Here is an 18189-nt window from a genome sequence, read left to right as displayed (position 1 = left end):
TATTACAATTTTCTTTTATAATTGTTTATACACTTCAATGTATTCACCTGCACTCTTTTCCCAGCTATTATCGATCTCCATCATCGTTGTTCTTACTTTGTCTAATTGCTTGGGATGTTTGTATAATTGAAGTGCCCTGTAAATGGCATGAGTGATATCCCCTACAGATGCGTCATTGAATCGCACTCCATATCCATTCTTGTCGCCGTAATCGATCACCGTATCCTTTAACCCCCCGGTACTTCTTACAATAGGTACAGTACCATATCTCATTGAATACATCTGGTTTAAACCACAAGGCTCTACCCTGCTGGGCATCAGTAAAAAGTCCGCTCCTGCATACATTTGGTGGCTCAACTGTTCGTTATAACCGATCCTTGAATTATAATAACCTGTCAACTGATGGTTCATACTGGCTAATTGCCCTTCGATCCAGGTTTCGCCACTGCCCAAAATGAGAAAATTCATTTGGCCCTGCAAATGATAGATAGAATCACCTATGACTGCAGGTAAAAGGTCTGCAGCCTTTTCATGTACCAGCCTTCCTATAAAGATGATCAATGGTTTGTTGATGTCTAAATTAAACTGGTCGCACAATATTTTTTTATTGTTTAGCTTGCCTTCGTCGGCATCTTCTATTCCATACCTGTAATCGATATAGGTATCTGTGGATGGATTCCATACAGCATCATCTATACCGTTCAAAATACCTATACACTTACCTTTTTCGTATTCAAATAATTTTTCTAATCCGTTGGCCATGTGTTTGAGCTCCTGCAGATAACTGTGACTAACAGTGGTAACCTTCGATGCACATTTAACGCCACATGCCAGCGAATTCACCGTGTTTTCCCATTCCAATAGACCGGCTTTCCATGGATCCCAGGCAGGAATGAAATTAGTTTTATCCCATCCTATCCATCCCTGGTATTGTCCGTTATGTATGGTCAATACGGTAGGGATGGTATTTAAATGTTGGTACACATAACAATGCTTCATCATAAAAGGGATCAATGCCGTATGATGATCATGCACATGCACTACGTCCGGACGGTGATTCCATCTGCTTATCCAATCAACAGCAGCGATCTGAAAAGCTACAAATCTTTCTACATCATCATCATAACCATATACCGCTTCTCTGTCCAGCAAGCCATAGATATCGATCAGATACAGATCAAAGCCTAGGGTATTCACTCTTTCTTTGATAACAGTATAATCAATAAAACCTGCGGCTCCCATATGAAAGCCTCCCTTATGCACTACATCAAATGAATGAGCATTCAGGAATTTGGTTTTATACATCGGCATCACTACTTTGGATATGTGGCCGAGTTGATTTTGATATTTTGGTAAAGCGCCTACCACATCACCTAATCCACCAGCTTTTGCTACCGGATAACACTCTGCACTGATATGTATTATTTCCATTTACTGTACAATATTTTTATTGTTGGTAAATTAAGAAGGATTTTGTTACCAGCAATATAAGTATTCAAAATTTTTCAGTTTGCTTAAATTATTCTACTTTCAGCCAAATTTTTATATACGATGCCGACTGAAAAAAAAAGCACCATTAGCGAATATGTAGAATCTACACAAATACCTACTAATTATGGTGCATTAAGCACACTTGTTACCGTATTTTTTTTCTGGGGATTTATTGCTGCCGGCAATAGTATTTTTATTCCCTTTTGCAAACATTATTTCCATCTTGATCAATTCCAAAGCCAGTTAATTGACTTTGCTTTTTATACTGCTTATTATATTGGAGCATTAGGTTTATTTGCTTATGGAGCTTTTGGTGGTAAAGACCTGGTAGGCAAATGGGGTTATAAAAAAAGTATCGTATACGGGTTACTGTTTTCTGCAATGGGAGCTGCTGCAATGATCATTGCAGTGAATGCAAATACTTTTGCTGGAATGTTGGTCGGTCTGTTCATTGTTGCATTAGGCTTTTCTTTACAACAAACTTCAGCTCAACCTTTTTCTATTTCATTAGGTGATCCTGCTACAGGAACCAGCAGGGTTAATTTGGGTGGAGCCATCAATTCTTTTGGTACTACTATCGGCCCTATTGTTGTTGCATTTGCGTTGTTTGGCACCACAGCTGCTGTTACAGATGAACAGATCGCTGCATTGAGTTTAAATAAAGTAATTATTTTATACACTTGTGTTGGCGCATTATTTCTTGCAGCTGCAGCACTCTTTTATTTTTCTAAAAAAGTGCCGGCAGGTGTGTTAGAAGAAAAAACAGAAAAGGCCAATAAAGCACTCAATACTTTACTGATAATAACCGGTTTATTGATCATCATGTTTGTGCCGGTTTTCAGTAGTTACAAAACTGATCTTACCAATGCAACGGATATTGAAAGACACAGCATGGAATCATACCGAATGAAATGGTTATTAGGAGCATTGGCCGTGGTGTTGATCGGTTTATTGTTTGCCAATATGAAAGCGAAAAAAAATCCGAATGGCTGGGGGGCAATGCAATACCCTCAATTGGTTTTGGGCATGATCGCCATATTTGTTTATGTAGGTGTAGAGGTTGCAATTGGTAGTAATCTTAGTGAATTGTTGAAACAACCTGCGTTTGGTGGTCGTCAGTCTTCAGAAGCAGCACCTTTCATTTCTATGTATTGGGGAAGCCTGATGATAGGCAGATGGGCAGGTGCAGTAAGCGCATTTAATTTTAGCAAGCAAACAAAAATGTTGTTGCAGTTTGTTGCTCCCTTGATTGCCTTCGGTGTGATCATTACCGTAAATACAATTGCCAAATATGATATGACAGCATTGTACTATTACATTATTTGTGTGCTGATTCAAATAGCTGCTTCTTTTATCAGTAAAGACAATCCTGCAAAAACTTTGCTGGTGTTTGGTTTATTGGGAGTAGCTGCTATGTTGGTCGGACTTTTTTCAACAGGCACAGTAGCAATATACGCTTTCTTAAGTGGAGGTTTATTTTGTTCTATTATGTGGCCATGTATTTTCGCTTTATCGATTGCAGGCCTTGGAAAATATACCACACAAGGATCTGCTTTTTTGATCATGATGATCTTAGGCGGAGGTATTATTCCTCCTATCCAAGGTAAACTGGCAGATGTGATCGGTATTCATCAATCTTATTTTGTACCGGTTCTCTGCTTCGCATATCTGGCGTTTTTTGCATTTGCAGTAAAAGGTATTTTAAAAAGACAAGGAATTGATTACAGTATCAGTAATGATGCAGCAGGCGGACATTAAAATTTATCAGTTTAAAAGAAGTTAATCATTTATGAAAAAGAAATACGCAGTTGGTATTGATATAGGCGGCACTACCACCAAGTTTGGTATTGTTACCGAAAAAGGAGAAATCTTAGTGCAGGATAGAATTCCTACCAATCAACATGAGGTAGTAGAAGAGTTTATAGACGACCTTTATAACAAGTTAATGCCAATGATTGAGCAACATGGCGGAGTTGAAAATTTTATCGGCATTGGCATGGGTGCTCCTAACGGAAATATTTATACTGGCACGATCGAGTATGCACCTAATTTAAAATGGAAGGGAATCATTCCTATTGCAGAATTGATGGAGAAGAATTTTGGGTTGCCTACCAAACTTACCAATGATGCCAACGCAGCCGCTGTTGGAGAAATGATGTATGGATGTACTAAGAACATGAAACATTTTATAACGATCACACTGGGCACAGGAGTTGGCAGTGGAATTGTTATTGATGGTAAAATTGTTGTTGGTCATGATGGCTTTGCCGGAGAACTGGGACATACTGTGATCAGACCCGGAGGCAGATTACATAAAACCACTGGATTGCATGGCAGTCTTGAATCATATGCATCTGCTACAGGAGTTAGAGAAACAGCGATAGAATTATTGACTGAACATCCTGAAAAAGAAAGTTTGTTAAGAGATTTTTCTCTCAATGAATTGACGAGTCAGACAGTATATGAATGTGCTATGCAGGGAGATGATATCGCCAATTCTATTTTTGAATTTACCGGACAGATATTAGGTGAATCATTGGCAAACTTCATTATGTTCTCTTCACCCGAAGCGATCGTATTATTTGGCGGACTTACAAAGGCTGGTAATTTATTGCTGAATCCTACAAGACAACACATGGAAGCAAATCTGTTACCGATCTTCAGAAATAAAGTAAAATTATTGTTCAGCGAATTGAATGAAGCTGATGCGGCAATACTAGGTGCAAGCGCATTGGTTTGGGATATAAAAGAGTAATCTGGTCAGACAGATATTTCTCAGGTGTACTATGTGTCTATGTACTGTCCTGTACAATGCACCGAACAAGTACATATCCACATAGAGTTTTCAGAAAGGGCACAATGCACCATTGCACGTAGGTGGTTAAAGCCTACGATGCAATAAAGTCCTTCAGTCGCTGAAAATCTTTTTTATCCGGAGATTCGAAAAGGGATCTGCATACAGATGAGATGATCTTAAGGAAATTTGATAAGGCAGTAGCATGTTGGTTTTGGGTACTTTTGTTTTCCATAGTCTTCTTAGATTAGACTGTAAAAGTAGAAAACTTTACCCCCCTTTGTCAAGAGGGGATTTGACCCTTTTTTAAGACACCATTTTTACGGAAATATCGTAAAATGTACTATATATCTATAGTAATAAGCACAACGTACCATTACTATTTTTATTGTAACTGTTTCTCTTCTAACCACTTATTTTTTCCCCATCCTTGTATCACATGCTTTTCGCTATGGTAAGACGACCGTACCAACGGACCGCTCTCTACATAATCAAAGCCCATATTGTAGCCAATTTCACGTAATTCTTTAAATTCATCAGGGTGTACAAATCTTTGTACAGCTAAATGTCTTTTACTTGGTTGAAGATATTGCCCAATAGTTATTACATCTACATTGCTATCTCTAAGGTCTTGCATGGTTTGTATCACATCTTCTTTGGTTTCACCCAATCCAAGCATGATGCCACTCTTAGTACGCATTCCGCCTGCTTTTAAAATACGCAGTGTTTCCATGCTGCGCCAGTATTTTGCCTGGATACGAACCTGTTTCGTTAACCGTTCTACCGTTTCAATATTGTGTGATACCACTTCAGGAGCAGCATCAATGATGCGTTGTATGTTCTCTGCTTCGGCTTTAAAATCCGGGATCAGTGTTTCTAGAGTTGTAGAAGGATTTAATGTCTTGATTGCTTTGATGGTGTTATACCAGATGATACTGCCACCGTCTTTTATCTCATCTCTGTCAACAGAAGTAACAACAGCATGCTTAACTTTCATTAAGTTGATCGCTTCTGCAACACGTTGAGGTTCGTCCCAATCAACAGGTTCGGGTCTGCCGGTAGCTACTGCACAAAATCCACAGCTACGTGTACAGATATTTCCCAGTATCATAAAGGTTGCTGTTCCTTCTCCCCAGCATTCACCCATATTAGGGCAATTACCACTTTCACAGATCGTATGCAATTTGTGTGTATCTACTAAATTCCTTACATGCTTATACTCTTCGCCGATAGGCAATTTAACTCTTAACCAATTAGGTTTTTTAGGACGTTGCTCCACTACTCCATCCAATACCGGTAACTCTATCATTTAAAAATATTTAATCATTAATTATTTTATTTCCTTCTGCCGAACATGATGCCTACATAAGCTCCAAAGAAAAATTGCTTTTGTTCTACATATACCATTTGTTCTAGCTTTTTGCTGTATACCTCAGCCGTCAGACCAAGCTCTACTGCATTAACCATCTCATTGAATTTTCCGTAGTCAAATCTAAATCCTGCTTTTACATATGCTCCCGGGTTTATTTTTATTTCGCCCCAACCTTTACCAAAATCCGGCCCACCTATGATAGCACCGTTATTTAAGAACAATGCACTGTCGGGAGAATTGTACTTAACAAATTCTGTTGAAGTAGGAGAAGAAATTACCTGAACATAATAAGGTCTTAACAGACCAATATTCACTCCGCCACCATAATTAGCTGTTACAGAAACACCATTCTTGTTGCTTTTGTTTCCTAATAATATTTGCTGTTGAACTCCTAATTTGATGTTGTATACAAAGTTTTGTTTTCCATAAACATATGGAATGGTGGATACATAAGGATTGCTTTGTTTTTCTTCTTTCGGGTGCTTTCTTTCTGTTATCTCAAATTGAAAAAGTGTAGCCTTTTTAACAGATCTGGCTCTGCCGGTCTCGAAAAACAACCCATAGCCATCTGTAGTTAATTTTAGTCCGTAAACGGTATGTTTATGGTAGGCAATCACCCCCTCTTCATCTTGTTTAATAAGCGCATTGATTCGTTGCCTCCGCTCTTCTTTCCGCTCCTTTTTGGTTTTTTGTGCCATTACAGATAAGGTGCCAATGAACAACAAAAAGAATAAAAATATTTTACGCATGATAGCTATTTACTTCTGTAAATTTATGCAAAAATAGTACAATGACAGCAACCATAGTATATGAAGGAAATTTAAGATGTGTGGCCACCCATTTACAAAGTGGTACAGCTATTGAAACCGACGCCCCTACTGATAACCGGGGGAAAGGTGAACGTTTTTCTCCAACCGACCTGGTATGCACTGCCCTGGGAACCTGCATGATCACAACGATGGCAATGAAGGCCACGGATATGGGAATTGAACTGAAAGATACCGGTATATCTGTAAAGAAACATATGCTCTCCGATCCAAGACGTATCGGGCAAATTGATATTGTAGTGAACTTTCCGTCATCCTTAGATCTGGCTGAAAATGACAAGACCATTTTGCAGAGAGTGGGTGACCATTGCCCGGTGATAAAAAGCCTACATCCGGATATTGTATTGAATATTGAATACCACTGGTGATCGATCTCATATGCTGCTTTTAAGTAGCTTATTACCGATAGCACAGTCCAGGCATCTTTTTTTACTGCAGTATTCATTTTTTAATTGAATGAGTGCCTGGGAGTCCGCAGCACTTTTATTAGCAATACCCAATTTCATATATCCATTGGTGATGGCATTTTTTTCTGCAGGGATATGTTCAAGCCATTGCAAAGCCCGGTTCTTATATTCCTGTTCATCGATAGTATGGCCATAAGCAAACAGTACCGGCACGATCGTATTGATACAGATATTGTGTATCATTTGTGTTCCCAGTTTTTTCTCTTTATACGCAGAAGGCTCATCCAGCATATAATGATAATGCCAGTAATCATTTGCAGTTACATCTAATAATGCTTGTATGTCATTCAATACTTTGATCTCTTTAATTCTGGAAAACAAGTGAGTGCTGGAATGTATCAACATGGCCAATTGCGCCAATCTTACCGAAGGAAAATTAGAAGGACGCATTCGTAAAAAATGTAACGGAATATTGATGGGGTCAAGCTTGTACTTATTTTTATAAAACTGGTATTCTCTTTTCAGCATGAGCGTATAATCATCGGTACAATCTGTATTCAATAATCCGGCCTGTCCTAATAACAATGCTTCTGTCTGATGGATCTGGTTTTTATGTTTGGCCAAAATATTTATGGGTATAGAACGGGCTATTGCTTCAAAAGCATCTGCATTTACTTTTACACCGAAATTTCTTGCTAATAGCCACCAGAAACTTTCCTCCCAATGGTTATTATTCTGAGACAAAAAACTAAGTATATTGGTTGATTTGTGTTGTAATCTTTCTATCAGCAATCTTTCTTTCCAGGAGTTCCAGATAAGCGGATTTACCGACTGAATATTTTTCTCACAAGGAATAAAAGTTTCTGCATTCATCAAGGCTGTATATCTTTCTAACAGTAATACAGAAGTACGATCCTGTAATTCAACTGTAAAGAATGGTTCATTCAATTGCACATCATCCTGCCATACAACATGCAGAATGATATTTCGATAATTGGCATCATCACTATGCTGATGATCATTCCAATCAGCAGTATGTATATGCAATTCGATATTACCTGCCCAGATAGTATTGCCTACTTTTATTTTAGCATCTAAAAAATCGGGGCCCTGGTTGGGATTAAGTTTACCGGGATAGATGATCTGCAGTTCCTCACCTGTAGTAGTGGTCAGATCGCTCTTGTTAAAATATTGGAATTGCCAGATATATTGCAGCAGTTTCTCTGTCATAAACAATTAGTTGTGATAATTACTTGAGGGAATTATTCAACTAATGGTTGCATGGTAATTGGAAAATTTGGTAATTTGATGATTTGGAGATTTGATAATAAAAGACTTTTTATAAATATTAAGGTACTCACATCTCCACATCTCCAAATCTTCAAATCATCAAATTACCAAGTTCCTGCACCACCCTGCTCACCGGTAATCCCATAACATTATAAAAGTCGCCTTTTACTGATTGAATGCCTACAACGCCGATCCATTCCTGTATAGCATAAGCACCTGCTTTATCGTATGGTTTGTATTTGTCTACATAAAATTCAATTTGTGCTGCAGATAATTGATGAAATACCACTTCTGTAGTATCTGCAAACACAATTTCTTTGTAGGCGGATGAAATACATACGCCTGTGATCACCTGATGTTTTTGTCCGGAGAGTTTAGATAAGATATTGATAGCATCTGTTCTGTCCTTAGGTTTACCAATGACCTCATTGTGCAATACCACAATGGTATCTGCCGCTAAAATTGTTGTTGGCTGAGAAATTAATTCTTTAACGGCAACCGCTTTATTTTTTGCAATATGAATAGCAATTTCATCTACTGATAAATTGGAAGGATAAGATTCGTCGGTTTCTTTTACGATAATATCGAATGGTATTTCGGCCCATTCTAATAATTGTTTACGACGAGGAGATTGTGAAGCAAGAATTATTTTTTGCATAAAGATTTAATGGTAGATCCTGAAAAATATCATTGATAGTATACCTGTAAGCATGATCAGTTTGATCCCTCTGCTCAACTGATGATATTGTGCTGATGTTTGAGCCTTGTATAATTTTCTGAGCACCCAGATAACAGGAAGAATGACCAGGATAAAACAGTACAGCGCACTTTCCCACCATCCTAATTGCAGTACATAAAACTGTATCACCGCCAGCGCCCCTGTCAATACTACCAGCCATACAGCTACAAATACTTTAGAGGCAGGTATACCCCAAACAATTGGCATTGTTTTGCAGTTGTATTTTGCATCGCCTTCCATGTCTTCCATATCTTTTACCACTTCTCTTACCAGGGAAATGATAAAAGCGAAACCACCATATAAAGCAGCAAACTTATATATACGTTGCATGGTTAGTTTAACAGGCACACTAACCACTACTCCTGCTTTGTAATCAATATCGGCAACAAAATAAAGTACAAATAATGTCCAGGCAGTTAACAGTGATATGATGACGTTACCTGATAATAATTTCTTTTTGAATGTTGTAGAATAGAACCAAAGTAACATGGTACAAACAATATTGGCCACCGCAATGATCCAATTGGTTTTAAGTGATATGTAGATGCTGATCACTACTCCGATCGTTGTTACGATAATATGCCATAAAATAGCCCATCTGCGACTAATGATCTTTTCAACCACCATTTTACCTGGTTTATTGATCTGGTCGATATTGATATCAAAATAGTCGTTTATGATATAACCACCTGCTGCTATAAAAACGGAAGCGATGATGATTAGAATAAAAATGAGATCAGTAATGCGGTGTGGTTGTAAATGATATTCCTGTGGTAAAGAAGGGAGAATGATACAGTAGTAAAAAAGCGTTTGCGCTAAAACAATAAAAAAAAGATTGGGCCAACGTATCAATCGAAAAAATGCGGCAATTAGTTTCATGCTTTTATTTCTTATACGAAAATACGTATTGAAATAGTAATAATGGTAAAAGATTATTTAGAAGCCACTGTTGTATCCAGCCCCCAGTCATTATTCAGCTTCAATACTTTTTCTATCACATCCCGGCCGCAACCGCCACCACCGATAATTGGTGAGATATATTTTGATATTTCCTTTATTTCTGGTACTGCATCTGCCGGGCAACATGGCAACCCTACTAATTGCATACAGGTATAATCGGGGATATCATCTCCCATATACAGGGTTTCATTGAGGGATAAATTATTTTCAGCTACATATTGCTGCAGCTTTTCTTTTTTATGATTCACACCTAGGAAAACATCCTGTATCCCCAATCGGTTAAGGCGTTCTCTCACGGCTTCTGAAAGTCCGCCGGAAATAATTACCACACGGTATCCTTTTTTTACAGCCAATTGTAATGCATATCCATCCTTGCTGTTCATGTTACGAGCCATCTCGCCACCGCTTAATACCAGTAATGTGTCGGTAGCCAAAACGCCATCAACGTCAAATACGAATGTTTTGATAGATTTGAAATGTTCGAGAATGTTCATTATTCTGATTTGAAGATTTGAAGATTTGAATATTTGGAAATGATGAAAAGTATTTCTAATAATGAAGTCTTTTCATCAGCAGATCTCCAAATTTCCAAATCTCCAAATTGGTTAATTATTTCTGGTTATCCCTCCATTCATACACCCAGGTACTCTGTATCATTTCCAGATGTCCTTCATTACTTTCTTCCGGTTTGCCGGCAAATTTTGGTATTTCCATTACCCACTTGTGCAGATCGGTAAAACGAATACGGTAGATCTGGCTTTCGCCAAAATCATCGCCGAAACGTTCGTACAGTTTCATGGCTATATCTTCATAATCATTCCAGTGGATGGGTGGCTCAAAATGCGTCATATATCTAATTTGATGATTTGGAGATTTGGTAATTTGGAGATGATAAGATGCTTTCGGAACATTGAAATCTTTACATCATCAAATTTCCAAATTGATTAATTAATTATTCTCCTAAAAATTGTGTTTGATCGGGTAAGGTAACAACAATATTACCGCTTCCGCTTTGTAATACACACTGACAACCAAGTCTTGAATTCAATCTCGGACTTATTGCTCTGTCAATAAAATCTTCTTCTTTATCGCTTAGTTCCTCTAAAAAATCTTCGCCTTCATTTACATAAAGATGACAGGTGCTGCAAGCGCAAACACCCCCGCAATTATGGTGTAGATCAATGTCGTTTTTCAGTGCAACCTCCAGTAACGACTGGTCGGGTTCTATATTATTGAGTGTGATAGAATCCAGTCCCTTCTGCTCAAAATTAAATGTGATGTTATACATGTTTTATACTAATATCTGACTGCAAACCTACTGTAGAATTGCCAATTAATGAAAACTTAGTTGAGTTAGAGTATACGAGTTTGGGAAATAAAATGGCAGACTATTATATTAAAAAAGTACTTATGTTACTTTTTTTGCGGAAAAAAAGTAACCAAAAAAGCCGTCGACAAAGGATTACAGCCCCTTTGTCGATTTGTTCCCTGATATAGCTTTTGCACTACTGTAAACTCAGCTTCAGTAATGCTACATTACGTTATGTTCTCAAACTCATCCCATCACTTATTTGGAAGACATGATACTATCCGTCATTTTCAAATAGATATTTTTAAGGGCAGGATAGCGTTGCAACATTTTAAGGTGCTTCTCCAGTGTTACAAAATCATTTCTTAATGCCGGGCCGGTTTGCAGTTCGGCAGCAGATTTTTTTTCAATGCGTAAAGCAGTTTCTGCAATAATAGGATGCAGCATATGGAAATCAACTCTTTCCTTCTGACAAAAATCTTCCGTCAAAGCATATAAGTGATTGCTGAAATTACTAACTACTACTGCGGCCAGGTGAAGATTCACACGTTCTTCATCAGTAGTAGGCGACACGATCGGTGAAAGTGTATGTGCAAATTCTTCTATTGTTTTCTTTGTCTCTTTATTATTTCCATCAACCAGTAAAGGAATTACCGGGATACTCGTCATCTCTTTACGTAGACTCTGCAGAGGATACAAAACCCCAAAGTTGGCTGAAACATGTTCCAGCACATTTTTTGAAACAGAGCCGGCAGTATGCAATGCTATCTTTTTTCCAAAGTCAAAATTTGTTCCCACTTCGTACAGAGCGGTATCTGATATGGCAAATAGATAGATATCTGCAGTCTCATCGATCAGTCCTTTATACCCACAATGTCCGCACCCCAATATTTCTGCCAATGATTCAGCGGCATGTTCATTTCTGCTTACCACCTGCAATATTTCATGTCCTGCTTTTTTAATGATCTTACCTAAAACTGTAGCAACATTTCCCGAACCAATCATTACTATTCTCATTTTAGTATATTTGTTTTTTATGAAGTTAAGGCAAAGATTAATATTCGCTTTCTTTAGGCGTAAAATAAAGTTCATTGCAGCTTTTTCTAAGCAAAAGGCTGCAGAGGAAGCGTTTAAAATTCTCTGTACCCCCTTTCCTCCCGACAGGGATACCATGCCGCTTATCTATCAGCAAGCTAAGTCTGTAAAGTTTGTATTACACGGGAAAAAAGTCCGGGGCTATCGCTGGAAAAATTCAGGGAGTGTAAAACGTGTATTGATCATTCATGGATTTTCATCAGCCTCACATCGTTTTGAAAAATACATTATATCCCTGCTGAACAGAGGCTTTGAAGTACTGGCTTTTGATGCTCCGGCACATGGCAGAAGCCAGGGCAGAACGATCAATGCCCTGGATTACAGGGATATGATCGTAAAAGCAATTGATCGTTTTGGCCCCATCGATCATTTTATTGCTCACTCGTTTGGAGGCCTGGCGCTTTGCCTGGCATTAGAAGATATCAAGGACAACGAAAAGTTTAAAGTGGCACTCATCGCCCCTGCTACAGAAACCACCACTACCATCCGTAATATGCTGGGCATGTTAAAAATATCAGATAAATCGATGATGAATGAGATCGAGAACCTGATCTTTAAGGTAAGTCACCAGCAAATTGAATGGTTCTCTATTAAAAGAGCAATGAATAAGATCAGATCAAGTGTGTTATGGGTACATGATAAAGATGATGAGATCACCCCCTATGCTGATGTGGTTGAACTGGAAGAAAAACAACTCCCCAACATAACTTTTTATGTTACCAACGGGCTCGGACATCATAAAATTTATAACAATGATGATGTAAGAGAACAGGTTATAAACTTTCTATAACCATCCATTTTTCCGCTACAGAATTTTATTAAAAATTTTGATTTTTCAATTTTAAACTAATATTGCAGTATAAAGGAACCCTTACGAGGTTAAAAAAGTCTTGTTAAGGTGTGGTTGTTCAGGCTCGTCTTAATGAGACGAAAAAGATACCGACCAATTGAATTTCAGTCGGTTATAAAAACAGTAAAAGTAATTATGGCTAAAAATTTATTGATAGTAGAAAGTCCGGCAAAAGCAAAAACGATTGAAGGCATTCTTGGAAAGGACTTCGAAGTAAAAAGTTGTTTCGGGCATATTCGAGACCTGGAGAAGAACGATATGGGTATCGATATAGCAAACAATTTTCAACCTAAATATATTATATCACCCGAAAAGACAAAGGTAGTAAGCGAACTGAAAGCCCTTGCAAAGAAAAGTGATGAAGTTTGGCTGGCATCGGATGAGGATCGTGAGGGAGAAAGTATCAGCTGGCATTTGGCTGAAGTGTTGAAATTAGATCCAAAGACAACCAAGCGTATCGTCTTCCATGAGATCACCAAACCCGCCATACAAAAAGCAGTACAAAATCCTCGTACCATTGATATGAACCTGGTAGATGCCCAGCAAGCCAGAAGAGTATTGGATAGAATTGTAGGTTTTGAACTGAGCCCCGTGTTGTGGCGTAAGATCGGTATGAAAGGCGGCTTAAGTGCCGGCCGTGTACAGAGCGTAGCTGTAAAACTGATTGTAGAAAAAGAAAGAGAGATCAATCAATTCACTCCTGTCAGCAGTTTTAAAGTAGAAGCATCACTTGCTGCAACAGATATCAATAACAGAACCGTTGCATTCAAAGCAGAAGGTGCTAAATATAGCCAGGAAGCAGATGCACAGAAGTTCTTAGAAAGCTGTGTGGGAGCAAAATACACCGTAAAAGACATACAGGTGAAGCCCGGCAAACGTACTCCGGCGGCACCTTTCACCACCTCTACCCTGCAACAGGAAGCCAGTAGGAAATTAGGCTATGGTGTAAGTAAGACGATGTTGCTGGCACAAAAGCTATACGAAAGCGGTAAGATCACTTACATGCGTACGGATAGTGTGAACTTGGGTGAAACAGCCATGGATGCCATCAAAGCAGAGATCAGTAAAAGCTATGGCGATAAATATTTGCAAATACGCAAATACAAGAATAAGAACGAAGGAGCACAGGAAGCGCATGAGGCCATTCGTCCTACCTACATGGAAAACCATACAGTAAACGATCCTGAACTGGCCCGTTTATATGAGTTGATCTGGAAGCGTACCATCGCTTCTCAAATGAGTGATGCAGAATTGGAAAAGACCATCGCTAAAATAAATATCAGCACCAACAACGAAGAACTAACGGCTACGGGTGAAGTAATTAAATTCGACGGGTTCTTAAAAGTATATATGGAGAGCACCGATGATGAAGAAACGGAAGAAGGCGATGAAAGCCGTTTACCGAATTTAACTGTTGGACAAGCGCTCGACTTCAACCAGATGACCGCCACCGAACGTTTTACCAAACACTCGGCACGTTATACAGAAGCCTCTCTGGTAAAGAAGTTAGAAGAATTAGGCATCGGCCGTCCGAGTACTTACGCTCCTACTATCTCTACCATTATCAAACGTACTTACGTAGAGAAAAAAGACAAAGAAGGCGTTAAAAGAGATTTCAGGATTTTAAAATTGAAGAACGATACCATTCAAAAAGTAACTGAATCAGAAAATACCGGCGCAGAAAAATCGAAGCTCTTCCCTACCGATCTGGGTTTGGTGGTAACAGATTTTTTAAGTCTGCATTTTAAAGATGTAATGGATTATTCTTTTACTGCCAACATTGAAAAAGAGTTTGATGATATTGCCGAAGGCAAGATCGTTTGGAACAATATGGTGAAAGATTTCTACGGCCCTTTTCATAACGGCGTAGAGCATACGTTGGAAACGGCTGAACGTGCCGTAGGCGAACGTGTGTTGGGAGTGAGTGAAGATGGCAAACCGATCATTGCACGTATGGGCCGCTATGGCCCGATGGTACAGATCGGTGCACAGGCTACAGGTGATGAAGAGAAACCAAAATTTGCCAAACTGAAGAATACACAGAGCATTGAAACCATCAGTATGGAAGAGGCGCTTGAGTTATTCAAGCTCGGTGCTCCGCTTGGTGAATACGAAGGACAGGAAATAACGGTGAACATTGGACGCTTTGGCCCTTATGTAAAATTCGGTGATCAGTTTGTGTCTATTCCTAAAGGCGAAGAACCTTCATCGGTTGATCTGGAAAGAGCCATTGAGATCATCAACGCCAAAAAAGTGGAAGACGCTCCTATCGGTTTTTATAATGAACTGCCTATCACTAAAGGCAAAGGTCGCTTTGGTCCGTTCATTAAATGGAACGGCTTATTTATTAATATCCCCCGTGCTTATAATTTTGATACGCTGACACAAAAAGATTGTGATGAGCTGATTGAAAAGAAAATGGAGAAAGAAGCCAATCGCTTTATTCAGCAATGGCCCGAAGAAAAGATCGCTATCGAAAATGGCCGCTGGGGCCCATTCATCCGCTTTGGTAAAAAAATGCTGAAGTTGGTAGGTGGTGGTGCTAACGGTAAATACACGCCTGAAGAATTAGCAGTAATAGACCTTGAGGAAGTGAAAAAAATGATCGTTGCTCAGGAACCGAAAGCATTTGATAAACCTGCTAAGAAGAAAGCTGCTCCTAAAAAAGCTGCGGCGAAGAAGAAATAGATTGAAACAAACCTCTACATATGAGAGCCCACTTGACTGAGTGGGCTTTTTTATTTTTTTGTTAGGGAGATTCGAACTCCCACGCCACAAAATTTTAATAGACTCAGGACGGAGTCTTTGCGCCTATTGGGATAAATAATAACCGTTTTATCTGATCTCCGTAAGCTGTGCCACAGAACCAAAACTTTTTGACCCAAATATATATCCTACTATCAACCTGTTATTACCGTCATTGAGAAGGGTCATTGTTCTTGTAGGATCCTTGTAAATGGATTGTTTATTATTGATGTCAAAAGTTTCAATGGTAACAGCTTCGCCTTTATATTTAATGGCGGTCTGCGTTACGTTTGTTGCAAGGGCAAAAGATTCCTTTGGGTAACTGTCTATTTTTAATGATGTAGTACCGTTAGCAATTATTTCTTTGTAATTGTCCCGGCTAAACCAAAATACCAGGGAATCCATCAAACTCATATTTAATTTATCGCTGCCAAAATAAGTGGTATAATTCCTGGTAGTTTTATAAGTGCTTCCGGGAATTACTACATGCCATTTATTGGAGGAAACACTTTGCTGATAAGAGAGGTCGATCTTCTGATCTGAAAATTCATTTACAACAATAAAGACATCATATTGCATTACCAATGCCTGGCAATGATATACCAGTGTATCATGCTTTGTAATAGTTGCATTCATTGCTTTACCATTTTTTTTATACGTAAAAGAAAGGTTGGAGGTTTGTGCCATAGAACCTATACTTAAAAATAAGAATGCAACTATGAATTTGACTGAATGCATATGAATTAAAATTTAGAAATATGAATGTACAAAATCTCTTAGCATTATTAGTACCCTCAATTGGGTATATGTGCTTTCTATAAACAGCTATGCCTTTAAGTAGTATTGAGGATGTTTTTGTTACGGCGGGGTAACAGAAACATTTTGTCTAAGCAACGTCTCTCTCCCAGCCTATGCAGAGCCGAATACGTTGCGACCTATAACTAACACTAGATCTTTTATAATTGTTACAATGTCCCGTGCTGGAGACATTGCCACTAATAGAGCTCAGAATGACAGTTTTTACATCTTGCTTAATTATAAACAAATGCACAATCCGTAACCTATCACTAAAAAACTTAAAGTATCTTTGCAAAATGTTCTACCGTAGAAAAATAATATTAGCCCTATTACAAGTATTTGGCGGCAGGTTAGATAAAATTAATCTGCAAAAATTATTGTTTTTGGTATGTAATAAGCAAAAAGCGCCAGCTTACGATTTTATCCCATATCTATACGGTTGTTATTCTCATTCTGCAAAAGCTGATCTGTTTGCAATGGTGAAAAGAGATTTCTTATCAGAGGATGAAACAGGCTATTCAAAGAAGGACAATAAAAATTATTTAGCTCTATTGAATGAGGATGATAAGCAATTAGTAAATCAGGCATATTCACTTTACAACAAAATGAATAGCGATGGCTTGATGAAACATACTTATATTAATTATCCTTACTACGCAATTAACAGTACAGTTGCGGAAAGACTTTTAACCAAAGAACAGTTACATAAAATCAATACAGTTCGGTCTACTCTAACCAATACAACATTGTATACAATTGGCTATGAAGGAATCTCTTTAGAAGCCTATTTGAATAAACTGATACAAAATGATATACGAGTGTTAGTTGATGTACGCAATAATCCGATGAGTCAGAAATTTGGATTTTCTAAAAGTCAACTAATACGTTATTGTGAAGGTTTAAATATAGAATATATCCATTTTGCAGATGTTGGTATCCAATCTGAATACCGTCAGGAATTAAAAGTGCAAAGCGATTACGATACGCTTTTTAATAATTATAAAAAGAAGACCCTTCCTCATACAGTTTCTACACAAGAAACTATACTAACCTTATTACAAGAAAAACAACGAATAGCCTTAACCTGCTTTGAAGCCAATATTTGTCAATGTCATCGTAAACACCTGGCAGAGGCAATTACCCAATTACCAAATTGGCATTATGAACTAAAGCATATATAAATGGCTATAACTAAAGTATTAATTGCAGTAAAGACATACCCTTCGCTTTCCACTAAGTATGATGAATTAGTATGCACTGCTGGCTTTTTAGAAACCGGCGAATGGATAAGGATCTTCCCTATCCCATTTCGAAAATTAGATTACGATAAACGTTACAGTAAATATGATTGGGTTGAAATCGATTTGACAAAGAACACGGGTGATTTTCGTCCGGAAAGCTATAAACCAAAATCTATTGAAACTGCATTCAATGTAGTTGGACATATTAATACAGGTAACTGTAAATCGTCAGCTAAAACTGGACTAAAAATAAGTTAATTTTAGAGAGTAT

General features: G+C 38.1%; 18 protein-coding genes. 7 read left to right on the top strand and 11 right to left on the bottom strand.

Annotated features, from left to right (window positions below; translation table 11 throughout):
- Positions 1-15: 15 nt before the first annotated feature.
- On the bottom strand, positions 16-1431 hold the full coding sequence (locus LK994_RS11795; RefSeq protein WP_229760286.1) for a glycogen synthase: 1416 nt from the start codon (positions 1429-1431) through the stop codon (positions 16-18).
- Between the two features lie 120 nt (positions 1432-1551).
- On the opposite strand from LK994_RS11795, the gene LK994_RS11790 reads away from it, so the two are divergent.
- Both LK994_RS11790 and LK994_RS11785 read left to right on the top strand, forming a co-directional pair.
- Positions 1552-3249 carry an MFS transporter gene (locus LK994_RS11790; protein WP_229760285.1) on the top strand — a complete coding sequence of 566 codons (1698 nt, stop codon included), beginning with the start codon at positions 1552-1554 and terminating at the stop codon, positions 3247-3249.
- 31 nt (positions 3250-3280) lie between these two features.
- Positions 3281-4246, top strand: a complete 966-nt coding sequence (locus tag LK994_RS11785) for an ROK family protein (RefSeq protein WP_229760284.1) — start codon at positions 3281-3283, stop codon at positions 4244-4246.
- Between the two features lie 424 nt (positions 4247-4670).
- Here the strand turns inward: LK994_RS11785 and lipA are convergent, their stop codons facing one another.
- Both lipA and LK994_RS11775 read right to left on the bottom strand, forming a co-directional pair.
- The gene (gene lipA, locus LK994_RS11780) at positions 4671-5594 is read right to left on the bottom strand and encodes a lipoyl synthase (RefSeq protein WP_229760283.1); all 924 of its coding nucleotides are present in this window, start codon (positions 5592-5594) and stop codon (positions 4671-4673) included.
- Between the two features lie 26 nt (positions 5595-5620).
- Positions 5621-6406, bottom strand: coding sequence for a hypothetical protein (locus LK994_RS11775; RefSeq protein ID WP_229760282.1), 786 nt, complete (start codon positions 6404-6406; stop codon positions 5621-5623).
- A gap of 41 nt (positions 6407-6447) precedes the next feature.
- Here LK994_RS11775 and LK994_RS11770 point away from each other — a divergent pair, with 41 nt between their 5' ends.
- Positions 6448-6852 carry an OsmC family protein gene (locus LK994_RS11770; RefSeq protein ID WP_229760281.1) on the top strand — a complete coding sequence of 135 codons (405 nt, stop codon included), beginning with the start codon at positions 6448-6450 and terminating at the stop codon, positions 6850-6852.
- Between the two features lie 6 nt (positions 6853-6858).
- Here the strand turns inward: LK994_RS11770 and LK994_RS11765 are convergent, their stop codons facing one another.
- From LK994_RS11765 to LK994_RS11735, 7 genes are all read right to left on the bottom strand, one after another.
- Entirely contained in the window at positions 6859-8121 is a 1263-nt protein-coding gene (locus LK994_RS11765; RefSeq protein WP_229760280.1) for a DUF2851 family protein, read from the bottom strand.
- Between the two features lie 151 nt (positions 8122-8272).
- Positions 8273-8839: a Maf family nucleotide pyrophosphatase gene (locus LK994_RS11760; protein WP_229760279.1), complete on the bottom strand. Its 567-nt coding sequence runs from the start codon at positions 8837-8839 to the stop codon at positions 8273-8275.
- Between the two features lie 6 nt (positions 8840-8845).
- Positions 8846-9799 carry a geranylgeranylglycerol-phosphate geranylgeranyltransferase gene (locus LK994_RS11755; protein WP_229760278.1) on the bottom strand — a complete coding sequence of 318 codons (954 nt, stop codon included), beginning with the start codon at positions 9797-9799 and terminating at the stop codon, positions 8846-8848.
- A gap of 53 nt (positions 9800-9852) precedes the next feature.
- Positions 9853-10374, bottom strand: coding sequence for a KdsC family phosphatase (locus LK994_RS11750; protein ID WP_229760277.1), 522 nt, complete (start codon positions 10372-10374; stop codon positions 9853-9855).
- A 115-nt stretch (positions 10375-10489) separates the two neighbouring features.
- Positions 10490-10729 (bottom strand): Fe-S cluster assembly protein IscX, encoded by a 240-nt coding sequence (gene iscX, locus LK994_RS11745; protein WP_229760276.1) that lies wholly within the window; start codon positions 10727-10729, stop codon positions 10490-10492.
- Positions 10730-10832: 103 nt separating this feature from the next.
- Positions 10833-11168, bottom strand: a complete 336-nt coding sequence (locus LK994_RS11740; RefSeq protein WP_229760275.1) for a 2Fe-2S iron-sulfur cluster-binding protein — start codon at positions 11166-11168, stop codon at positions 10833-10835.
- Positions 11169-11447: 279 nt separating this feature from the next.
- Positions 11448-12206, bottom strand: a complete 759-nt coding sequence (locus LK994_RS11735; protein ID WP_229760274.1) for a Rossmann-like and DUF2520 domain-containing protein — start codon at positions 12204-12206, stop codon at positions 11448-11450.
- A 19-nt stretch (positions 12207-12225) separates the two neighbouring features.
- Between LK994_RS11735 and LK994_RS11730 the strand changes: the two genes are divergently transcribed.
- Entirely contained in the window at positions 12226-13074 is an 849-nt protein-coding gene (locus tag LK994_RS11730; RefSeq protein WP_229760273.1) for an alpha/beta hydrolase, read from the top strand.
- Positions 13075-13269: 195 nt separating this feature from the next.
- A complete protein-coding gene (topA, locus tag LK994_RS11725; protein ID WP_229760272.1) occupies positions 13270-15822 on the top strand; it encodes a type I DNA topoisomerase in 2553 nt (850 codons plus the stop codon).
- 147 nt (positions 15823-15969) lie between these two features.
- Here the strand turns inward: topA and LK994_RS11720 are convergent, their stop codons facing one another.
- Complete coding sequence (locus tag LK994_RS11720) at positions 15970-16617, bottom strand: hypothetical protein (RefSeq protein WP_229760271.1); 648 nt, start codon at positions 16615-16617, stop codon at positions 15970-15972.
- 356 nt (positions 16618-16973) lie between these two features.
- On the opposite strand from LK994_RS11720, the gene LK994_RS11715 reads away from it, so the two are divergent.
- Positions 16974-17858, top strand: coding sequence for a DUF488 domain-containing protein (locus tag LK994_RS11715; protein ID WP_229760270.1), 885 nt, complete (start codon positions 16974-16976; stop codon positions 17856-17858).
- Entirely contained in the window at positions 17859-18176 is a 318-nt protein-coding gene (locus tag LK994_RS11710) for a hypothetical protein (RefSeq protein WP_229760269.1), read from the top strand.
- Positions 18177-18189 lie beyond the last annotated feature (13 nt).

Source organism: Ferruginibacter lapsinanis (genome assembly GCF_020783315.1).
Taxonomy (GTDB): domain Bacteria; phylum Bacteroidota; class Bacteroidia; order Chitinophagales; family Chitinophagaceae; genus Ferruginibacter; species Ferruginibacter lapsinanis.
This window is presented reverse-complemented; position numbering and strand designations above follow the sequence as displayed.